This window comes from Halalkaliarchaeum desulfuricum (genome assembly GCF_002952775.1).
GTDB classification, from domain to species: domain Archaea; phylum Halobacteriota; class Halobacteria; order Halobacteriales; family Haloferacaceae; genus Halalkaliarchaeum; species Halalkaliarchaeum desulfuricum.
Window position 1 is genome coordinate 1,697,648 of sequence record NZ_CP025066.1, and the last position, 20,641, is coordinate 1,718,288.

Consider the following 20,641-nt stretch of genomic DNA (forward strand, 5'->3'; position numbering starts at 1 on the left):
AGATTATTGAGGATTCTTCCTCAGCGCTTCGTGGACATCTTCAGCCTGCTCTCGGTCTTCAAATCTCAGTTGAAAGGTTCCGTCCCACTCACCTGTTGCGATCGCTTCAGCAAGCCCAGGGGCGACACCGAACGTCTGCTCGACTTCAACATCCCCTTCGATGGTGTAGGTGACGGATGCCTCTTCTGGTGTCTCTGCTGCACCAACGGTTTCAAACGCATCCGTTGCTTTGGCCGTCCCTTCGTCGGTGAGCTGAAAGGGAAGGACATACGCCGACTGTTCGTCCGGATCCTCAACCGAGCCGATAGACTCGATATCATCCACTGTAAAGAAGGACTCCTCACCCTCCGGGCCCGAAATTGTAAACGTCGCTTCGATCTCTGGTGCCGACTCTTCGTCATCGTCCGTGCTCTCTGGCCCTGATTCTTCGGTATCATCCGCATTGAACTGTGTACAGCCACTCGCAGCAATCACAGCGGTACCACTAAGGAGGGTAAGCATCTCTCGTCGAGGGACCTGTCTCATATAGTATGCGGAAGCCCCGGTGCCATGAAAAATTCCTCGAAGGTTCAAGTCAGTATTTGTGTTACAGAAGCCCATAGCCAGCTATGAACTGGCAAAGAGTATAGACAGTCACACGGGTGTTTAGAGCTATACGAGTAGTTGAGCTCCAAAGACGGTACTTCCCGAACGAGTCGAAACAGCGGTGTCTGAACGCCCTGAAATAGTCACTTCTTGTATGGTTCTACGCCGAACTCCCGTCATGACTGCAGAGTAACTGACTAGAGAAGCGATACACCGCTTCAGACGGACGATCTCACCCGCTTGTTGCCGCCTATCGAAGAGAGCAGTCGCTCACGGCGTGGCAGACTGGCCGTGGGCCGACCCCGGTCAGCCCGCGGCCACAGCCTGTGACGCCGGCACACCAACTCCATTCATCTTGAGTCTCCACCGACGCCGTAACTCTGCTTCCAGTTCGTGTCGAATCCAGTCGCAGAACGTCTTGAACGTGAACTCCTCGGGCAGGTCGCGCCCGCCCCGCCGCGGGCGGGCGACGACCGCCCATCGCAGCACCAACCACAGATTCTCCAGCAGCGCTGCAACGAGCATGATCGCAAACCGCACGACGGGATCACGTGTCGTCGTGATCCCTCGTGCTTGCCGAAGCAGTCGGTAGCTCGTTTCGATGCCTGATCGCTTTCTGTAGAGGCGTTCGACCTGCTTTGCTGATCGATCAGTCACGCCGCAAGCCACGTAGCCTCGGACAACCTCGCCGTGCTTGCCCCGATTACCGTTCTGGTAGGAAACAGCGACCGCGAGCGGGAAGCGCAGTTCCCGCTCGCTGTCCTTGTACATGCGGTAGGTCGTCATGTACGACTTGTGGACGTCGAGTTTGTCCTTCATCCGCTCACCCTTCTTGGGGACGTGAACGACCGTTGCAGCGATCTCACGAGACCGGCGGATGACGCGCTCGTTGTAGAAGCCGCTGTCGGCAAGCAAAAGATCGATCTCGAACGGATAGTTCTCGACGCGGGCGAGCACGCGCTCGACCGCGTCGGCCTCGTCTTCGTCGTTGCGGACGAACGTCATCGCCAGAGTCACCGGCTTTTCGTTTGAGACAACGTATGCCGTACAGTACCGATGGCACGTGGTCGTGCCATCTTTCGGAGCCATCGAGCAGAGTTCACCTTCATCGACGTAGTGATCACCGTGGTAGGGATTGTCGATGAAGTCGATGGAGACGATTCTCGACCCAGACCGGTCGAGAATCGTCATAGCAAGGCGTTTAAGCAGGAGGTTAGCGACGACTTCGAGCCACTCACGGTTGAGGGTGTGGAGCCACGTGAGGGTGGTGTCGTCACATGGCGTTCCGTCGGTGTCTTTGCAGGTTTCCCAGATCGAGGTCTCGTTGACGCAGGCTAATATGACGACGAGCCAGATGTCGCCGGGGTCGAGGGGGCTCCCCTCGACACCCGGCAACGGGAGTGGAGTGATGACTTCTTCCGCTACATCTTTGACGTCCGATGCCGAAAGATAACCGTCTGGTTCGGGGATCTTGAACACATCCAGAACCAGACACTTTCTCGTGGTTAATCCGACGATTCAATTCCACTGATTACGCCGGTTGGGAAGTACCGAGGAAGCGGATATCGACATCGCCCATCCGAAACACGACTATCTCGCACCCCATGGCGGTCGACGTGGGATGGGTGAGGTCCTCGTCCGGGCCTTCGGGTACACGGTCGCATCTCGATATCTCGACAACTCTGAGGAGATGGTCCGAGAGCGGTACTCACATATCGAGGCCGGCGAGTTGGGCGACGTGGCCACGGAGGCCCTTGAAGAAATTGATGATGTCGCGTAGATTTGAAATCTCCAGCAGATGAAGTAGACACCAGAGAGTCAGTCCTATGAATCGGACTGATGTCTTCGGCTTTGGAGACGCTCTAACAGGGGGAGTGAGTCGACGTGGTCAATATGAGCATGGGTGAGAAATACTGCGTTTATTTGTCCCTCATCGAGTCCCCTCAGATCAGGGAATCATCCCCCGTCACCTTGATTCAGTCCGACGTCGACGAGATACGTTCATCTCCGTCGCAGGCAAAAATGCAGGCGACGGAGGCGCACCCGTAGATGTGCGCTTGAATCGCGGGACGCTGAACGTGAGTGGGGAGTACGTGCCCCCTGCCTCTGTTGAGGCATAGAACGGGAGTCCACGCGAAAGTCTCGGGGTCGTTCGGAAGATCGGAGATCTTCCGTGATGACGAGAGACGGTGTCTCTCGAACCACTTGACACCGAGGCGATTTACGACAACACATCCGCCGATCGAAGACCGGAACGAACGACTACACCGGATGATAAGTAAGGCGTAGCGAGAACTTTGACTTCTCGCGACACAGACGGCGTTTCTTGTCGGCCGGGGACATCACAGTGCGGTTTGACTGAAAAGAAGCGCACCGATTACTCTACCGACGGATCGAATACCGGGGCGAGTATTATGCCGCCCGTGGTCTCTGTTGCTCAGCGATCGAGGAAGACGAACCCGAAAAAGTACACGGAGAGGGCAATGAGGAGCCCACTTGCAATTCCAGAGAGGAAGTCAGGACCCACAGAGAGTCCAACGCCGAGTATTACGATCGCGCCGAGTTCGAGTCCGAGCGTATCGCAGCATCCGTCTCGACGTGACTGATGATTTTCTGTGACTCACGATCTTTAGTTGGCTGGCTGTCAATTCACAGGATCACAAAGGAATACTTCGGTCGTTAACCCGGTGGTGACCTTCATCTTAATGGAGTAAGTGAATTTACGGAGCAACCGACATGAGCACGTGGCGGCCTCTGACAGGTTATTGTCCTCCAAATATCTATTTTATTGAGTCATCAAATTATTTTAGATAGCGGACAAGGGACTTGTTCCCCCCGAAAATCAACCGTTAGAAGCCTCCGGGTTTTGCTTCGACTCCACCTGATCTCCAACCGTGGTATTAACCTCACGGGAGGCGTGTCGTTGATAAGATGCGTCCGTTCACGCCGGTCTTTGAGGTGAGTCCGTAACATGCCGGAGACGGTCCGGGAGTTCGATCCGCTGAAAGAGGAGATCATGGACGCGACGTACCGGGCGCTGGTCACCCACGGGTACGGCGACCTCACGGTACAATCGATCGCCGACGAGTTCGACAAGAGCAAGTCTCTCCTCTACTACCACTATGAGGACAAGGAGGATCTGCTTGCGGAATTCCTCGAGTATGCGCTCCAACGGTTCCGCCGCGACGTCGAGATTGAAGTGGACGAACCGGAGGCCCAACTCCACACACTAGTGGACAGACTCGTTCCCGCAGACCTGGAGGAGGACTCCTATCAGGTTCAGATCGCGTTGCTCGAACTCCGGAGCGAAGCACCACACAACGAGCGGGTCAGAGAGCAGTACACGCGGGTTGACCGCAGCCTCCAAGACGTTATCGTGGGAATCCTCCGCCGCGGGATCGACGAGGGAGTCTTCGTCGATGTCAACCCGGAAGCGGAGGCTGAGATCCTCGTATCGCTGTTATTCGGGATCCGCACTCGACGCCTGACGACGGACGAGGAGCTCTCGGTCGCGGACACGCGTGACGCGCTTGAGATGCACCTTGATCGACTGAAGGCGGACGGCGGAAACTAACCGGCAACGCGAAGAGAGTACTCCGTCGCAGCGACGGATGGACTGCTCTCCCTGATAGGCGCTAAGGTACGACAGCGTGAACATGACGCTGACACCGACGATGACTGGCGTCTTGCCTCGCGAAAGAGTGAACGAGCCTGTATAGTCCCTCGGAAAGAGGAATCTTTTCCGGAGCCAATACTCGGTCGATCTTGCCGGAGAATCCAGCCATCTTTATATATTGACGGTACGTTCAGCAATGCAGTTCCCCGAGCCATCACACCCAGAATGGACCACCGTAATGAGACATCACTCGCCGAGGAGATCCGTGTCTGTACGCGACAGTTCCGCCCGAAGACGCGGGAGATCTGGGAGCGCTACGCACCCGAGGAGTACTGGTACGGTGAGCTGTTCGTCCGTACACATCAATCACTGACTGGCAAAGGTGACCTACCTATTTCGACTGCAGTCGGCGTCGAACTATTCTGCGCATACGGACTCGTTCGGGAACTTCCGCCTGATGGACCTGATAACGGTGTACCAGAGTGCGACTCGGAAACGTTGCTTGCCGGCGATCGGTTCCTCTCGACGTCGTTCGAGCGGATCAGCAGCGAACACGGCGAAGCAGAGCCCCTCCAACAGGCTATCGGGACGGTCTCGAATGCCACCCGGAGGCTCAGTGACCGGCTCGCATCTGACGGCGGCTTCGGGACGACAGGGCCCGAAGGTACCGAGGAATCCGCACCGGTGGTGACAGGGGCCGTCACGGGACAGTTAGCGGTTAACCTCGCCCGTATCCTGAGCGGGACGGAGTATGAAGCCGACGCGACCGCACTCACGAGGGCCGGGTCGTCAATTGGTATCGCGGTCGTTCGGCTGGGTCACAGCTCGCCGGATAGTCGGATTGTCATGGACACGGACGACGGCGGCCATCCGTCGGATAAATCGCTCGAGACTTCAATCAGAGAGCGTATTGAGGCCGCACGGCGACAGTTCGGCTCTGCGTATGAGACGGTTCCTCCCTCGTTAGCGACGTACCTTGATCGGATCGCATCGAAAGCAAACGCCCTCCCCGAGTGAGCGCAAGCTTCCCGGCGTCACCTATAACAAGCATGATCGAGACCGCGGTCTCGATGAGCCTCTAGGGGGAAATCCTTTGACATCACCCGTAAAAAGACCACGTATGTGGTCCCTCCCCACGAAGCCCCTCCATCGCGCGTGTACTCGATACGGCCCCGGGCGACTTCCCGGCGCGGATCTCCCGGATATCGGTGCGGGTTATGCGGCAGCAAGTGCTGCCCTCGGCGCATCGATACTATTCGCTATCGGTGCTATCGTTGGCGAAACCGTCGGGGTGCTGTCGTCTAACGACGGGGTCGTGTGGTTCGCGTTCGCCGGGCTCGCCGTCCCGGTAGTGGTCCCGACCGCGTTCGTGGTCGGTGTCGTCGTTTGGAGACTCCTACCGTCTGAGCACCCGTTTTTCGGCCCAGTGGCCGGTTTACTCGGGACGCTCGGGACGTACGTCGCCAGCCTGCTGGTCGTCGCGCTCATCTTGACGGTGTCCGCCGCGCTCGGCTTATCCGGCGCCGAACCCGCGAGTGCGGCGGCGTTCTCGTTCGGCGTCGTCTATCTCGCGTTCGCGGTTTCATGGTGGGTGACGTTCCCGGTCGGAGCTGTAAGTGGATCGGTATATACAGCAGCCGTGAGAGGATCCGAGTGAGGTCTTCGTAATGAGTACACCCTCATTCCGGACACTTCTCGTTGCGACGGTCGGCGGCGTTGTCCATCTCGGGATCGTTGAGTTCCTGTTCCGGTGGCTCGGCCACGTACCCGACTCTCTGTGGCCGCTCGCCTCAATCCTCAGTGCGGTGTTCGTCTTCACATTCGGCTTCCTTGTCGTCCTTCTTTCGGCTCATACGGGATTGCTTTCGCCAGTTATCGGGCTTCCCACGCTGCTCGCGTGGGCGACGTATCGAGATATCGCTGCTCCACCGCCGGAATGGTCGGAACTCGGCGGACACCTCGTTGTCGACGGCTCCGTGTATTTGACGAGTTACGTGGGGACGTGGTACGTGTGGCTCGCTACAGTCGTCGTCTTCGCTGCCGTCGAGTTCGGCTTCCGCCACCACTACGAGATCGGCGACGTGAGACTCCGAAACCTGCCGCCGATGCCATTCGGTCGTCGAGCATTGGTCCTCGTGTCTGGCGCGGTCGGCGGCACATTTGGGATTGCTGTCGTGGGGTGGATGGCGAGTATTGGCGTGAATCCGACCGGAATCGTTCCCGTGCTCGCTGTGACGACCGCGCTCGCTGCCGCGGTTCCTGTCGGTGCCGCCGTCGCCCGCGGACTGGTCACACCGCCCGCGTGCTTCCTCACGCTCGTGGTTCCGGTCCTGTTAAACCAGACGTTCGTCGGCGGTGAAGGCGGACCGGTGTTTCTCCTCCTGCTCGGGCCGCTCGCCGTTGGCTTTGCGATCCTCGGCCTGCTTGAGGATCTTCTCCGGTCGCGGCTTTCAGGACGGTTCGGTGGGGTCGATGAGGTGGATGGATGACCCGAACGATGCTCTCGCCGACAGCGCGTCGTCAGGCGGTGGAACCCGTGCTCGCTGTTCTCACCGTTGGTCTTGCTCTCATCTGGATTATGGAACCCGAATTCGTGTTCGACGATGGGATCGTGGCGACGGTCGTCGGTCCTGTGTTCGTCCCTGCAACGCTTCTTGCTCCGGGACTTCTCGCAGTATCAGTCCTCGGTCGAGTGGTTCGACACGGCATCCGGCTTGTCTCGGCGGCTGTGGGCTCAGGTGACCGAATGCAGGGCAGCGTTACGGATCTCCTACGGATCGGATGGTCGTTTGTCCTCGGCGTACTCGCCGGAATGACGCTTTGGTGGGTAGTCGGAAGCGTATATGTCCTCACTATCGCTGACACAGGCGGTGTGATGCTTGCCCCGGTGGTTGCAGTCGTCGTCGGTAGCGTGCTCGGCGTGCTCCTAATCGGTCGAACTGTGCTGGGTTGGTTCCGTTCATCAAGAGATGCCGTTAGCCTACTGGATGAGACGGACTGAACCACGGCTGAATCCGCTAACACATTCACCCCGCTTCCGGGTGCCTGTTCGAAGGCGTCTGTGCCACTGTTTTTGATTCGTGGAACATCCAGCGGATCTAGCATATACCGATCGGTATCTCCATTATTCGAGTGGGATCTCTAGTAGTTTATATAAACCTCTGGTAACTACACCAACTATGGCCCTCCTGAAAGCCCTTCGAGAAGCCCCGCGGCTCCTTCGAGAGCAACCGATACTGTTCGTTCCGATGGCAATTTTCGCCGTCCTGCAAACTCCACAATTGTTCTTGGAGACACTCGACCCAATAATCTCATTGGTTGGATCCCTCCTCGTGATGGCGCTATTCGTATTCATAACGCCCGTCTTCTACGCCGGCACGATCGGCATCGCGGACGACGCAGCCGCTGGAACCCCAACCTCACTCGGGCAGTTCTGGAGCCACGTCAAGGAGTTCTACGTCTCCGTGTTGATCGCGTACCTGTTCATCACTGCCGCTACGTTCGCGTTCGGCGTTGCCATCTCGATCGTGGCGGTCGTCGCGATCGTTGTGTTCGGGGCGGGTGGAATGGAGGCCGTCGGTCTACCCGTGCTGCTCGCTGCCGGCGGCATCTTCGCGTTGATCGTCCTTGCGTTCGTGATCGCGCTGTTCGCAGTGCATTTCTACGCACACGCGATCGTTATTGAAGGGAAAGGCCCGGTCGGTGGACTCTCGCGGAGTGTGCACGTCGTTCGACACAACATCAAACCGGTCATCGGCTATGGGCTCCTTTCACTCGTAGTCGGCGGCCTGTTTGGCGGGCTGTTCGCGCTTGTTATCTCGTTTGCCTTCCCGTCAGCGCCGGCTCCCGGCGAACCCGCCCCGATGCCGGATCTCGTACCAGCGATACTCGGATCCGGCGCTTCCATCCTCGGAACCACGCTGTTCATGACGTTCTTCGTCGTCTTTTCCGTCGTCTTCTATCGAACGCTCGTCGGGATGGAGGAAGACTCGTCGGGATCGGGTGCGACGATGACAGATATTAGTGCCGATGAGTTTGATAGCCCAAATCCGTCGGATTGATGCTGTACACCATCGTTGGACTCGGATTTATTGCGATCGGATTTGCGATCGGGTGGTACGGGGTCCGGCCGCTCATGGTCGTCCCGAGCGTGCTCCGTGCCACCGTACAGGCCCCGAGCGAGGTGACGGAGAGTGACTCCTTTGTCGTTTGTCAAGGAATTGCGAACAAATCGAGCGAGACCATTACCGCTCCGTTCACGGGAATGCGGTGCCTTGGATTCGAGTTCGAAGTTACCGAACGGCAAGCGTTCGGAGTCGGCGTCCCGTGGTTTCAGGTACATCTCGATGACGGTGTGGCGACACACCCGTTCACGCTTGATGATCCGGCCGGTGGCCTCATTGTCGTCCCGTCTTCCAAACGGTTCGTGCTCGATACGGAATCGACCGTTTTCACGGTCGATGCGACCGAATCACTGCCCGAACGGATTCAGCGATTCGTCGATGTGCGAGACGGACTCGAACCGGTCGCGGGATGGGTACGGGCCGTTCCCGGGCTCGGAGCACGGCGCTATATCGAACGTCGGATCGACCCTGGCGAAGAGTATCTTATCGCGGGAGTCACAAAACGCCAGCAGAATGAGATTGTTCTCACGGACAACCTCGTCATCACCGATCGCTCCCCGAGATGGTTTGCGCTCGCACGGCTCCGGCGGGCGACGTTTCCGACGGTGATCGCGTTGGTGTTGGTCGTTGCTGGGCTCGGAGGGATCGTCCTATGACCGACTGTAACTCGCGACAGACTACAGCCCCTGAACGATGACACGAGACACAGACGCCATTGAGACGCAGAGCCTGACGAAACGCTTCGGTAATGAAGTCGCCGTCGACGGACTCGATCTCACCGTTGCACACGGCACGGTGTACGGGTTTCTCGGACCGAACGGGGCTGGGAAGACGACGACGATGCGGATGTTGACCTCGCTGACGCGACCGACTGACGGCCAAGCGTGGATCGACGGGAACCCTGTCTCGGATCGCGATGCGATCAGAGAATCGATCGGCTACCTCCCTGAGGAGCCTCCAGTCTTCGACGAGCTCACCGGTCGCGAACAGCTCGAGTATTTCGGTCGGCTTCGCGATCTCCCCGCAGTCGAGATGAACACCCGGATCACGAACTGGTTGGACCTGTTCGATCTCACCGATGATGCGGACAAGCGGATTGAGGATTACTCGAAGGGCATGCGCCAGAAGGTCGGGCTGATTCAGGCGTTGTTGCACGAGCCCGATGTCGTCTTCCTCGACGAGCCGACCAGCGGGTTGGACCCGCGAGCAGCCCGAACCGTCCTCGACGTCATCGCGGAACTGACTGACGACGGCCACACAGTGTTCCTCTCGACGCACATCCTCTCGGTCGTCGAGGAACTCGCGGATGTCGTCGGCGTCCTCTACGAGGGCAACCTCGTTACCGAGGGAGCGCCCGCGGAGTTGACCGCACGGATGGAAGCTGAGGAAGGGACTACTCTTGAAGACGTGTTCCTCTCGGTCACCGCCGAACGCGAATCGATCGCCCCCGGACCGGGCCCAGAGGATACTGGAGACATGACGGACCGATCGAATGCACGGGTCGACGACCGATGATGCGGGCGGCCCGGCCGCGGCTCGTCGCCCGGATCGAACTCCGGCGTCGTTGGCGGACGATTAAAGCGAACACGACGCAGCTGTTGGCACTCGCGTTCGTGGCTATCATGCTGCTTCCGTTTTCGTTCGGCGGCGTGTTCGGTGCGTATCTCGCTGGCGGATTCATCGCCGGAAGCGAGACCGAACCGCTCATCGAGTGGATACGGATGGCGTTCGTATATGGGTGGATAGTTGTAGTCGGGTTTGGCGGGTATCGCGCGTACGCCGTCGCGCTCCGTCCGGACAACCTCGACGGGTTGTTGACGACGGTCTCACACCGAGACGTGATCGGGGGCCTCGTCCTCGCCGAACTCGTGCTCTGGTCCGCGTTCTTCGTCACGGTCGGCAGCGCTGCAACGGTTGCGTTTGCCCTCGGGGCCGGGTCAATACTCACAATCCCCGCCGTGTTGCTCACGCTGTGTTTCGTCCTCGTGACTGGGATCCCCGCTGGATTTCTCCTCGCACTCGGCGTGAGAAACGCCGGCGTTCGATCGCGGCTGCTCAGTCGCCTCCGAACGCTGTTTTTTGTCCTGCTTGGTATCGGGTACTTCGCGCTGATCTTCACGAACGCGTTCGCGTCGGTTCTGGAGCCGATCTATCGGGTGCTCGCGCCGACACCGATCGACTGGTTCGGTGACCTCGCGGCTCTGGGGTTGGCCACCGGCGCATCACCGCTCCGTGCGATAGGTGCGGTGGGATTCACGGGCGTGTTCGTCGTCATAGCGGTTGTAGCGATGTACCGACTCTCGGAGTGGCTCTGGTACGCTGAAGGCGTCCATGTTACCCACGAGGTTGAGCGATCTGTTGACGAGTCATCCCGGTTCAGCCTACTCTCACGAGTGTTTTCACAGCCAGTTGTCGGCGTCGTCGCAGCCGATTGGAAACGTGCCCGTCGCGCGCCGATATCGTTGTCGTTCGCGTTGTACCCGCTGATTGTCCTCGCCGGGCCGATGGTCACCGCCGTTCAAACGGGCGAAGTCGGAACCGGGCTTCCGTTGTGGCTGCTGGTCAGTGGGTCGTGGATCGCCGGGTCGTTGTTCGCGCTTAACGTGCTCGGCCAACAGGGGGCAGCGCTCCCCGTTACGCTGCTCTCGAAAGCACCCGAGCGATCGTTAGTTATCGGACACGTCGTTTCCGGTGCACTCCTGATAGCGCCGGTGACCGTCGCGGTAACCGTTTTCGCGGGACTATTGAGTCCGCATTCGGTACCGGTCGTTGCGAGTCTCGGGGTCTCGGCACTCATCGTATCAGTGGCGTCGGGAGCGACCGCGACCGGAATCGGCGTTGGATTTCCTCGCTTCGAGGCGGTCAGCGTCTCTCGAAGTACGAAAGCGATCGTTCCGAGCGTCTTCGCGTTTTCGATCTACTCGATCGTGGTGATCGTCGTTGCCCTTCCGACCGTCGTCGCTCACTCCGGTATTGCTGGTCCCACGCTCGCCTCGATCGTCGGTGTCGACCGATTCGTGTTCGGTCTGGGTGGAACGCTCGTGTCGGCCGCGATCGCGTGTCTCATCGGCATCATCTCGATGTACCTCGCACGCGACCGCGTTAGCGACTACCGTCTCGGATGAACTACTCATTAATAGCCCCTTGGAGTACAGCGTTGGTTTCGGTTTCACCGCGCTGTTTGAATCCTCTAAGAGTATATGTTTTTGCGGCTGTGCTGAATATAGAGGCTATATTTCGTAACAGAGCTTGCGGAAGCGATCTCAACAGACGAGTGGGACGGTAACTTCCAGCTACGATTCGAAGATTGAGAGCAGGCTGAAGATGTCCGAAAGACCCAGATTATTAATACTCAAGACACTTGATCATCTAAATCAGTATCAATAGTACCACTCTGCTGAATATACGCCCTGCATCTTACAGATGCCGAATCAATTTATCAATAATATATTATAATACATATGTGAGATCTTTAGAATGAATGCAGCATGATGGCCCCATTATTACACAGATTCACTACAGGATAATACCTTATATCATCGGGGTCATTCGATACTCCAAGACCCGTGGACACTCTCAGCTAACTTAATCCCGGTTGTTTCGTATTCCTCCGGCGATTGAGTACGGAACGTCCAATAGGAGACCCAACCTACGGCGTTCCCGTCCCGGAAAAGGACACGAAATTGCGTCGGCTTACCGGACGGGCTGACGCCGCCAGCGAGACTCTCGGTAGCGATATCTGCCGCCTCAAGGTTGCGTTGCTGATCCGGATGTTCCTCGTATCGCTCCGTTGCGTCGTCGGAATCGTCATGTGTCCAGACGAGCAGTTGTACCAAGCCGGCGACGTCGATACGCGAGTATTGGTCTGTTAGAGTGGCCATCTCGTCGTCTTCAGGGGCGTGGGAGAACGCTGTGAGATAGGTCGCCTCATCGGAGAGCGGTGCGGTGATTGACTCGTCGTCCTGTTTCCACTCGCCATCGAGTATCGACTGAATCTCATCGGCTGATGGCAGTTCCGGTTCGAGATCGTCGTCGCTCGTTCCTGACTCGAGGTCCGTGCAACCGACTGTGAGCATTAGCCCAACCGTTCCCAAACTCATCTGGATCATCTCTCGTCTATTCATAATGTAAAAACAACTATTGGAACGTAATGGCTTTACATTTGTCTCAGGTCGCATGACTGTAAAGCACCATAGATCCCAATCAGCACTACTCCTCATACCTTCTCTACAACGTGTCAGCTTTTGAGCTGCTGAGCCAGAGTGGACAACTAGCGAACGTCAATTCGACGCGGTCATCCACCACCGAACCAAGTACACGATTGACGAGACCCAGAACGCGGCGAGAAACACGTACATTGCGTCTCCTGGGGGATACATCGACTCGGTGAAGACTCGTGAGATCACGTATCCGGCAGCCGCGATCAGAATCGGAGTGCCGACGAACGCTGCGACGTGCGGCTTCCAGTCGGTGTTTCGGGACTGATCTCGCTCGCCGTGCAGGTACATCGCAACCGCCGTCAACGGGGTTAGCAGCATAATCAGACCGAGCAGTCCGAAGGCCGAGAGAAAGAACGCAGCACCATCCGTCGAGCCGAAGAACACACCCCAGATGACGAGCGGCAGCAGAACGACGTACACAAAAATGACAAAGGGCCATTTACTGGGGAAATCAAGTTCGGAGCCGTACCGATCGACGAGCGCCGGCGATAAGGGATAGCGCCACGCGGTACCGAACGTTGCTTTCCCCATGGCAATGAGCCCGACGAAGAACGTCCAGAACGTGACGAGGAACCAAAGCGTGAGAAGTGTGGGAATCACGACGCTGGCGATCGTGGACACGGGAGAAGGAAGTGTGGCGACGTCGGTGACGCCCTGTCCCGTGAACTCGGCGTAGGTGAACAGGGACCCGAACGTGACGACCGTCAGCGCCAAAACGGTGAGATGCCAATCGAGGGCGTTTCGAGCGTTTCGCTTCGTGAATTCATTTGTAGCGAGGAGATATACGATCCCTGCGCCGGCAACGCCGGTTGGAATCGCTACAAAGTGGACAAGGATGCCGCCAATCGTCCGCTCCTCGAGGAGTTTCGGCCCCTGGGTCGCTGGGGTCGGTTCATGGGTGCAATCGGAGGGCATGGATCTCAGTGGAACCACCCGACGAAGTCGACCGAACCGGGATACGGCCAGATGGACCCGAAAATCGCCTTCAGTGTCGCTACGATAGTGTAAACGAACGTAAGAAGGAGGGCGATCATCATGATGACCACCAAAATCATCCCGACGATCCCGAACACCGTATCGAGCGGCGCTGGGAGTAAGGACAGTTCGACCGGTTCCCCGCCTACGGTGAGTTCGTCTGCACCGAGAAAGAACGTCACCATAGCAACGATCGACAGCACGAACACAGTGATGTGCCAGTTCAGCGCATGTCGAGCATTCGTCCGTGTATATTCGTGATCCGAGACCACGTAAACGACGGCTGGACCGAGGAACCCGGTCAACAGTCCGAGTAGGTGGACAAAGATGCCGCCGAGAGAGCGTTCGTCGAGCAGTTCAGGACCGGATGTGCTGGATGTGGATGTCATGGCTGTATGAATGGCTGTGATTTTTGGCGATTCGTGTGCTGACATGCAGGGATTCGTGTGCTTCCTTTACGTTGACGGGAAAAGGTTCAATGGGCCGTACTTGTCGCGAACCGATCGAACGACTCGCTCGACGACAAGCAACGCTAGACTCACGAGCAGGAGATCGAACGCGGTGTCCCAGAGGACGATATCGCTCTGCGTACCGGTGATGTCGCTCCCACTAATCGTGAGAACGCCGCCGAGCGCGAACAGTACCAGGCTCAACTGGAAGCCAGCGAGCACCAGGGTGCGGATTCCTGCCGTGTCCGAGAGGGTGAGGAATCCGCGGGTGGAGAGCCGATCCAACGGGGTATCTGCATGCAGCGCGCGTTCACCTTCAGGCGAGAGTGGCCACTCCGACTCCGGATAGTTGATGTAGTACAGCGTGATCGAGTCGGGATACGTCTCCGTCGCGACCACGTCGATTTCCTGTAGCTCCCGGAGGCGGTTACGGACAGTGGCCCGACTGACGTCGGGTTTGATACGCGCATGCAACTGGCGGATCGAGAAGAACGGTCGGTCGGACTCCAACATCGTCTCGACGACGTGCTCCTGCGTGAGCGCATTGTCGAGGTTCCGCTCGATCCGTTCGTCGATCCAGGGCGGAATCGCGGACACGGTATTACCGCATTGTTCACGGGGGTGATTAAAACAACGCGGGGATTTTATCCCCATGAATCGTCGTTTGACGGCCGTGAAACAAGATCCAACCGTGTTAACGAAGTGATAAAACGAAGTACGCAGTCCCGATACGTTCAAAAGTTGGGAAAAGACGACCGGATTGCATTCACACCGGACAACCGGTACTTGAAGCTCGGGAACAGACTCCGCATTCGGTCATATTTCGGTCTTCGGTCACTCAACAGATCTTATTCTACTTGGGAGCAGTTCGGACGTCGATCGAACGTGTCGAGAATCGGGGCCGGATCGCTGAGGTGAGGCAGTCCCAGCGTTCGATCACGAAGTTCCACGACGATCGTCGACGTTCTGAAGCAGTTGTCGACACGGTCGGATTCCACCCAGAGGTCGAGTTCGTCCCACGGCTCGACACGCCATAGTGGCGTCCGAAAGAGGCGATCGTACGCGACGATGGCTTCACCGTCGGTTCGATACTCGACACCACCGTGTCGAAGCCAGTAGTCGGTCTGTCCAAGGGCTATCGGCACGAATACAGTTGCAACGCACAGCGCGATTACGAGGATCCAGACGCCGCCGAACGCGAACAATCCTGCCAGGAAAAGGAGGAAAACGCCGACGAGGACCCCACCGGGGTGTCATCGAAGAGTGACGACCCCCCCACCATTCGTCCGCGAAACCGCGAGAAAAACAATCGGCCATCATCAGTCACCGCACCGAGCAAACACGTCCAGTCGCGCAATCCCGAAAGTTCCACGCTGGGTCGTGAATTCCGTTGAAACCAGGCTTGCGTTGTATCGCCATTCACTGAGGTTTTCGTCTGGTCGATACAGACTACTGTGGCATCCATCTCCCTACGCTTTTTTTTGAGGGTTTCGTCGAACTCCTCACGGTCTTCCGGCTCGGCTTTGGCGTTTTCCGGACGCGGTTTCTGATAGCTGAGGCCAGCTTCCTTGAGCAACCGCCGACAGCTCGGAATCGAGTACTCGACGTCGTAGGTTTCTTTGAGATGGTGTCGGTCGGAAAGACCGCGAATTGATGACTTCATGGTCTATACACATCATACCAGATAGTATATAAATTCAAAATATCCCAATCCCAGTGCAACATTCGCGCATTCCATCTTGCACGAGTGATTTTACATATCTGTTCCCTGGTATATTTTTAGTGGTCAGTAGCCGTTCCTGGCGAGGGCAGTTTTCTCGAGTATCGTGAATCAAACAGCGTTCGCAGCCTCAATCAAGATTCTTGACGCAACCTGGCGATCGCGATGAGTCGGTTCCCCCTTGGCCTATGAACAACACCAAACCCGTCAGCACTGGGCAAAGAGGCAGAAAATGCTGCAAGCGGAGCAAACCCCCACCCCCGTATCTCGGTCAGATGCCCCAGTGGTCGAGGATCAATCCACAACTAGTGCGGACTTTGTCCTTTCAGACCCGACGAATTTCGTTATGGCCCTGTGGAGAACCATATGCTTCTCCACCAGTGGCGGAAAAGTACCGGCTTTTATAAGTACCAGCGGGTGGGGAGAAACCCACCCCGCGAATCGACCAATTTCAGTTCCAGTTCCAATGACAACCGAATCCGAGGAGTCGTGGGCGTACTACGTTCGCGTCTCCACCGACAAGCAGGACAGTGGGCAAGCATCCCAGCTCGAAAGCGTCGCCGCGTGGCTGCGCGATCGAGACGTGGATCCGAGTACAGTCGACGCCTACGTCGATCGCGACGAAAGCGGGAGTCGCGACGATCGGGCGGACTTCCAGCAGCTCGTCGCCGCCGTCGAAGCCGGCGAGTACACCGATGTCGTGTTGCCCGAGCTCTCGCGACTGGCCCGGCGGACGGCCACGAGCGCAGCGTTCATCGACGAGGCCGTCGCCCAGGACGTGACGATCCACCTGCTGGACGATATGATCGACCGCATCGACGCCGACGATCCGATGAGTCAGTTCTTCGCGAAGATGCTCTCGGTGTGGATGGAGGAAGAACGCAAGCAGACCGTGCGTCGAATTCGGCGCGGCGTGACGCACGCCCAGCGGGAGGGGAAGTGGACCGGGCGGCCGCCGGTCGGCTTCGAGACGAACGAGGAGGGGTATCTCGTCGTCGACATCGAGGAGTTCGAGGCTGTCTGTGATGCGCTCGAACGGCTGGATGCCGGCGAGTCGTATCGATCGGTCGCGAAGAGTACGCGGTTTACCCGCCGGACGCTCTCGACGGTCGATAAGAATTCCGAGCGGCGGCAGTGGTATCTTGAGGGAGAGGCAGCAGACGATCGTGTCGATACTGCGCTCGATAGATGACTCAGTGCTCCGTCAACCATGACTCGATGGAAACGCTGCTACGCCATATGAGCGTGAAACAAGACATGGGACGCAAAAAGACCGACCGCAAGTTCGTACCATAGAGCACGTAGCTGTGACTGATCCATGTACGAAAGAAGCCGAGTCATGGGCGTGACAGCCCGGGTGTCGCGCCGCGCGGCACCCGGGAAAGCCCGAATAGGTGAATCTCTGCTTCACGCACTGACGTCCCGGATGAACAGACCATGTACCTCGGAATCGATGTCCACAAACGGTACGCACAGGTGTCAGTAATGGATGGGGCTGGAGAGATTGTCGAAGAAGTTCGCGTCGGAACCGCAAACCTCGACGACCTCGCCCAGCGGTACGCTGACGCACAAGCCGTGCTTGAGGCGACCTCCAACTACTGCCACATCCACGATACGCTGTCGGAGCACTTGGATGTGACCGTCTCTCATCCGAAAAAGCTCAACCAGATCGCAGACATCGACAAGAAAACCGACCGCGTCGACGCAAAAGAACTCGCGCGAATGCTGCGGTTAAACTCGGTGCCTGAAAGCTCCGTTCCGACCGAGGAAGTCAGGGAAGCCCGCGCACTCGTGCGCGGGCGACAGACGTTGGTCGAAAACCGTACCAAGTACGCCAAGAAGGTTCACGGATTTCTCTCCGATCACGGCATCACTGAAGACGTGAAACCACTGACTGTGGAGGGACGAGAGTTCCTGCAGGGACTCTCGATCCCGACCACGTGCGACGCGTTATTGAGTCGTATCTCGAAATGATTGAGACGCTCACCGAAGAGATTCGGAACCTCGAAAAAGCAATCGAAGAACGCGCTGGATCTCTGAAGGAAACCCAGCTACTGATGACGCTTCCTGGTGTGAGTTACTTTACGGCGCTAACCGTCTACGCTGAGTTGGGTGAGATCGACACGCTTCTCACCGGAGTGAAGAGGCACAAACTCCCGGTGAAATCTTTACCAGACAGAACAGCCGTCGCTGGCGAGCGTGAAAGAATGAAAAGGGGGCCGGCCCGCGAGGGCCGGTGGTTGATGGTCTGAGTAGAGTCGACCGGCGAGGTGAGAGAACTCACCTCACGTCATCGTGGTCGGCTTACCGGCGACGGTACGCCAGCAGGCCGGCCGCGATGAGCGCGATCAGTGCCGCGATGGCACCGAATCCGGGCGTCTCCTCAGGCGTCGGCGTCGGCGTCGGCTCCTCGGTCGGAGTCGGCGTCGGCTCCTCAGTCGGAGTCGGCGTCGGCTCCTCAGTCGGAGTCGGCGTGTCCACCGCTTCGACAGTCAGCGTTGCCGTCTGGCTGTCGTCGTCGGTGTAGATGCCGTGGGTGTAGTCACCGGCGTCGAGGTCGGGCGTCGCGGTAAACTCGACGGTGGTGTCCTCGTCAGCGTCGAGGGTTACCTCTTCGCTGGCGACGACGTCACCTTCGAGCTGCCATTCGACGGTCTGCGTTCCTTCCTCGTCGCCAGTGTTGGTGATCGTCGCGGAGACGGTCACCGAGTCACCGACGTCGATCTCGGCCGGTGCGTCGAGGTCAGACACCTCGAAGGTGGCCGGGTCGACATCAACGTCGACGACCTCACCTTCTTCTTCGAGTTCGAACAGCGTGGCGCGCACGCTTGCATCGTACGTGTCGCCAACGTTCTGATCGCTGAAGTCGAACTCGCCGGCGAAGTCACCGTCGGCGTCGACGACGACATCGCTGGCGGTCTTACTGAAGCCGGGGCGGGTGTCACCGGTCGAGCGGACACGGATGTTGAGCTCGTTACCGGGGGCGATGTTGGTCTCGCCCTCGATCATGACACCGTCCTCGGCAGTCACGTTGACGTTGTCGTTCACGAATTCGCCGTCAGCCTCGATGATTTCCATCATCGCGGTGACGGTGTCGACTTCGTAGTCCTCTTCGGGGTCGTCTTCACCGGCAAGCAGCCGGTCACTGGTGACCGCGAATTCGACATCGTAGTCTTCCTCAGCTTCTATCTCTTCGTCTTGATCGTCGATTTCAGCATCGTCGATGTTGTACGCGAGGAAGACCTGGTTGGTCTCGTCGTCAACGATGACCGTCAGGTCACTCGTGTCTTCGAAGTCGATGACCTTGCGGTCCTCGAAGGCGGGCGTCGTGGCCGCCGTCTGGCGGACACGCAGCTCGAACGTCTCGTTCGTGTCATCGCCCCATTCATCTTCCACGGCCGCAAGGAAGTCATCCTCTTCGGCGATCATGCCGAAGATTCCGGAGGCTTCGAACTGGTGGATCACCGTGTCGCTGGACGCTTCAGTCGAGTTAGCGATCTCGGTCCGCTCGGTGACGTTCTCGTTCAGCCGCTCTGCGAGAGCGTCGTACTGATCATCTTCGTCCTCCTCAGCGATGTCGTCAAGGACATCGGAAGGAGCAGTCCACGTGGTCACTGCGTCAGTGGAACGCTCTTCGAGGAACAGCGTGCCGATGTCGTCCGGATCGTCGGAGATCTCGTCACGCAGGTCCTCGAAGTCCGCATCGCCAGCCTCGAACTGTTCGGGAGTCGTCTCGTTGTTCAGCGCGAGCGTCTCGTAGGCATCCTCAGGCAGCAGGAAGCCATCGATGTCTTCTTCGTAGGCGACTTCAACCGTCTGATCGTCGTCAACAGCCTGCACTACCTTTGAGTGAGGTGCTCCGACCTCACCGTCCTCATCCTCAAGGTCATGCTGACCAGCGAGCCAGGTGTTGAACTCGAATGCAAGGTATCCGTCCTCTTCGACATCCTCAACGTAGACGATGATTTCGTATCCGTCATCGTCTTCGTCGCCGACCTGGACGTAACCGGCTTCAGCGTCACCCTCGAAGGTCACGTTGAATTCGGCGACGTCACCGACGTTCTGCTCGACAGTGTCGAAGTCGTCTGTGAAGACGAGTTCACCGGGGTCGACGTCGATGACTTCGATGTCATCGGAGTCTTCACCCGTCGTGTCGACGACTTCAACGTCGAATGTGTAGTCGCCCTGATCGACATCGGCGTTATCGAAGTCGAACGTGAGGTCGGTTTCGTGCGTGATGCCTTCAACGAGGACAGGATCATCATCGTCGTCGTCGGCCTGTGCGGTTACCTCGTCGTTGTTTACGAGGAGGTCGTAGATGTCCTCGTGGTCGAGGTCAGTGGAGTTGATTTCGACATCGAACTCGTCGTCATCTCCGAACTCGACTGCACGCTCTTCGGCAGTCACGTTGAGGTCAACCTCACCGTCATCTGCGACGGTGTCATCCTCGAATTCGACCTCCATGTCGTCAAACAGGAGTTCGAACTCGTCGAAGTTCTTCTCATCATGCCGGATGAAGTAGAAGTCCAGAGGCAGATCTTCTGTTTCGAATGTGACCTGACCATCACTGACCCGCTCAGTCTCTAAGCGCTCTGAGTCATCGTATTCGTCAATGAGGCCCTGACGCAACTGAACCGTGTCGCCTTCGTCAAATCTGTCCCACTCAAGGGTTATCTCTTCTCCCTGGAAGACCGCAGATGGAAGTTCACCTGGGTCTTCCGCATTAACCGCCGCGGCGGAGCCGGCAAGACCGGCGCCACCGATGGCGAGCATCGAAATTACCATAATCGCTGCCAGGAACACTGCGCGTCCCTTTTCGCGATATGTTGTTTCTCTTGTCATGTTTTGTGTTGTTGTGTTTCGCTCGACCACACCAGTTTTCATCCAATCTTCCGGACTCGCCCATTCTTCATCGCCAACGTCATCGACATCGTGCAACTAGACTCGATCGG

The 20,641-nt window shown here is 57.9% G+C and carries 18 protein-coding genes and 5 pseudogenes; 13 read left to right on the forward strand and 10 right to left on the reverse strand.

Annotated features, from left to right (window positions below):
• Window positions 1-3: 3 nt before the first annotated feature.
• Together AArcSl_RS08410 and AArcSl_RS08415 are read right to left on the reverse strand one after the other, a co-directional pair.
• Window positions 4-600 carry a preprotein translocase subunit SecD family protein gene (locus AArcSl_RS08410; RefSeq protein ID WP_133412145.1) on the reverse strand — a complete coding sequence of 199 codons (597 nt, stop codon included), beginning with the start codon at window positions 598-600 and terminating at the stop codon, window positions 4-6.
• 291 nt (window positions 601-891) lie between these two features.
• The gene (locus AArcSl_RS08415; protein ID WP_119817653.1) at window positions 892-2,064 is read right to left on the reverse strand and encodes an ISH3 family transposase; all 1,173 of its coding nucleotides are present in this window, start codon (window positions 2,062-2,064) and stop codon (window positions 892-894) included.
• Window positions 2,065-2,116: 52 nt separating this feature from the next.
• Between AArcSl_RS08415 and AArcSl_RS08420 the strand changes: the two are divergent.
• Window positions 2,117-2,365 (forward strand): annotated as a pseudogene (locus AArcSl_RS08420) (site-specific integrase); the annotation flags it as partial.
• 80 nt (window positions 2,366-2,445) lie between these two features.
• On the opposite strand, the pseudogene AArcSl_RS17775 reads toward AArcSl_RS08420, so the two are convergent.
• Window positions 2,446-2,586: pseudogene (locus tag AArcSl_RS17775) on the reverse strand (MBL fold metallo-hydrolase); the annotation flags it as partial.
• 1 nt (window position 2,587) lies between these two features.
• Between AArcSl_RS17775 and AArcSl_RS17780 the strand changes: the two are divergent.
• The 10 genes and pseudogenes from AArcSl_RS17780 to AArcSl_RS08475 form a co-directional block, all read left to right on the forward strand.
• Window positions 2,588-2,705, forward strand: a pseudogene (locus AArcSl_RS17780) (RNA-guided endonuclease InsQ/TnpB family protein); the annotation flags it as partial.
• A gap of 851 nt (window positions 2,706-3,556) precedes the next feature.
• Window positions 3,557-4,159 carry a TetR/AcrR family transcriptional regulator gene (locus tag AArcSl_RS08435; RefSeq protein ID WP_119817657.1) on the forward strand — a complete coding sequence of 201 codons (603 nt, stop codon included), beginning with the start codon at window positions 3,557-3,559 and terminating at the stop codon, window positions 4,157-4,159.
• A 267-nt stretch (window positions 4,160-4,426) separates the two neighbouring features.
• Window positions 4,427-5,218, forward strand: a complete 792-nt coding sequence (locus tag AArcSl_RS08440; RefSeq protein WP_119817660.1) for a hypothetical protein — start codon at window positions 4,427-4,429, stop codon at window positions 5,216-5,218.
• A gap of 103 nt (window positions 5,219-5,321) precedes the next feature.
• On the forward strand, window positions 5,322-5,858 hold the full coding sequence (locus AArcSl_RS08445; RefSeq protein WP_119817663.1) for a YccS family putative transporter: 537 nt from the start codon (window positions 5,322-5,324) through the stop codon (window positions 5,856-5,858).
• 10 nt (window positions 5,859-5,868) lie between these two features.
• A complete protein-coding gene (locus AArcSl_RS08450; protein WP_119817666.1) occupies window positions 5,869-6,690 on the forward strand; it encodes a hypothetical protein in 822 nt (273 codons plus the stop codon).
• On the forward strand, window positions 6,687-7,202 hold the full coding sequence (locus tag AArcSl_RS08455) for a hypothetical protein (RefSeq protein ID WP_119817670.1): 516 nt from the start codon (window positions 6,687-6,689) through the stop codon (window positions 7,200-7,202). The genes AArcSl_RS08450 and AArcSl_RS08455 overlap by 4 nt, the downstream gene beginning before the upstream one ends.
• Window positions 7,203-7,380: 178 nt before the next feature.
• Window positions 7,381-8,262 (forward strand): DUF7847 domain-containing protein, encoded by an 882-nt coding sequence (locus tag AArcSl_RS08460; protein ID WP_119817673.1) that lies wholly within the window; start codon window positions 7,381-7,383, stop codon window positions 8,260-8,262.
• Window positions 8,262-8,981 (forward strand): hypothetical protein, encoded by a 720-nt coding sequence (locus tag AArcSl_RS08465; RefSeq protein WP_119817676.1) that lies wholly within the window; start codon window positions 8,262-8,264, stop codon window positions 8,979-8,981. The genes AArcSl_RS08460 and AArcSl_RS08465 overlap by 1 nt, the downstream gene beginning before the upstream one ends.
• A 37-nt stretch (window positions 8,982-9,018) precedes the next feature.
• Entirely contained in the window at window positions 9,019-9,840 is an 822-nt protein-coding gene (locus AArcSl_RS08470; protein WP_119817679.1) for an ABC transporter ATP-binding protein, read from the forward strand.
• Window positions 9,837-11,450 (forward strand): hypothetical protein, encoded by a 1,614-nt coding sequence (locus AArcSl_RS08475; RefSeq protein ID WP_119817681.1) that lies wholly within the window; start codon window positions 9,837-9,839, stop codon window positions 11,448-11,450. Before AArcSl_RS08470 ends, AArcSl_RS08475 begins: the two co-directional genes overlap by 4 nt.
• Window positions 11,451-11,870: 420 nt before the next feature.
• Here AArcSl_RS08475 and AArcSl_RS08480 read toward each other — a convergent pair whose 3' ends face one another.
• The 6 genes and pseudogenes from AArcSl_RS08480 to AArcSl_RS08505 all read right to left on the reverse strand — a co-directional run.
• Window positions 11,871-12,401, reverse strand: coding sequence for a hypothetical protein (locus AArcSl_RS08480; RefSeq protein WP_119821836.1), 531 nt, complete (start codon window positions 12,399-12,401; stop codon window positions 11,871-11,873).
• 204 nt (window positions 12,402-12,605) lie between these two features.
• The gene (locus AArcSl_RS08485; protein ID WP_119817684.1) at window positions 12,606-13,460 is read right to left on the reverse strand and encodes a DUF4870 domain-containing protein; all 855 of its coding nucleotides are present in this window, start codon (window positions 13,458-13,460) and stop codon (window positions 12,606-12,608) included.
• Between the two features lie 5 nt (window positions 13,461-13,465).
• Window positions 13,466-13,909 (reverse strand): DUF4870 domain-containing protein, encoded by a 444-nt coding sequence (locus tag AArcSl_RS08490; RefSeq protein WP_119817687.1) that lies wholly within the window; start codon window positions 13,907-13,909, stop codon window positions 13,466-13,468.
• A gap of 66 nt (window positions 13,910-13,975) precedes the next feature.
• Window positions 13,976-14,566: a helix-turn-helix domain-containing protein gene (locus tag AArcSl_RS08495; RefSeq protein WP_119817690.1), complete on the reverse strand. Its 591-nt coding sequence runs from the start codon at window positions 14,564-14,566 to the stop codon at window positions 13,976-13,978.
• Between the two features lie 251 nt (window positions 14,567-14,817).
• Window positions 14,818-15,114 carry a hypothetical protein gene (locus AArcSl_RS08500; RefSeq protein ID WP_133412147.1) on the reverse strand — a complete coding sequence of 99 codons (297 nt, stop codon included), beginning with the start codon at window positions 15,112-15,114 and terminating at the stop codon, window positions 14,818-14,820.
• A 146-nt stretch (window positions 15,115-15,260) separates the two neighbouring features.
• A pseudogene (locus AArcSl_RS08505) lies at window positions 15,261-15,602 on the reverse strand (winged helix-turn-helix domain-containing protein); the annotation flags it as partial.
• A gap of 553 nt (window positions 15,603-16,155) precedes the next feature.
• Here AArcSl_RS08505 and AArcSl_RS08510 point away from each other — a divergent pair.
• Window positions 16,156-16,881 carry a recombinase family protein gene (locus AArcSl_RS08510; protein ID WP_161945926.1) on the forward strand — a complete coding sequence of 242 codons (726 nt, stop codon included), beginning with the start codon at window positions 16,156-16,158 and terminating at the stop codon, window positions 16,879-16,881.
• 245 nt (window positions 16,882-17,126) lie between these two features.
• Window positions 17,127-17,812: pseudogene (locus tag AArcSl_RS08515) on the forward strand (IS110 family transposase); the annotation flags it as partial.
• A gap of 181 nt (window positions 17,813-17,993) precedes the next feature.
• On the opposite strand, the gene AArcSl_RS08520 reads toward AArcSl_RS08515, so the two are convergent.
• Complete coding sequence (locus tag AArcSl_RS08520) at window positions 17,994-20,531, reverse strand: BGTF surface domain-containing protein (protein ID WP_161945927.1); 2,538 nt, start codon at window positions 20,529-20,531, stop codon at window positions 17,994-17,996.
• Window positions 20,532-20,641 lie beyond the last annotated feature (110 nt).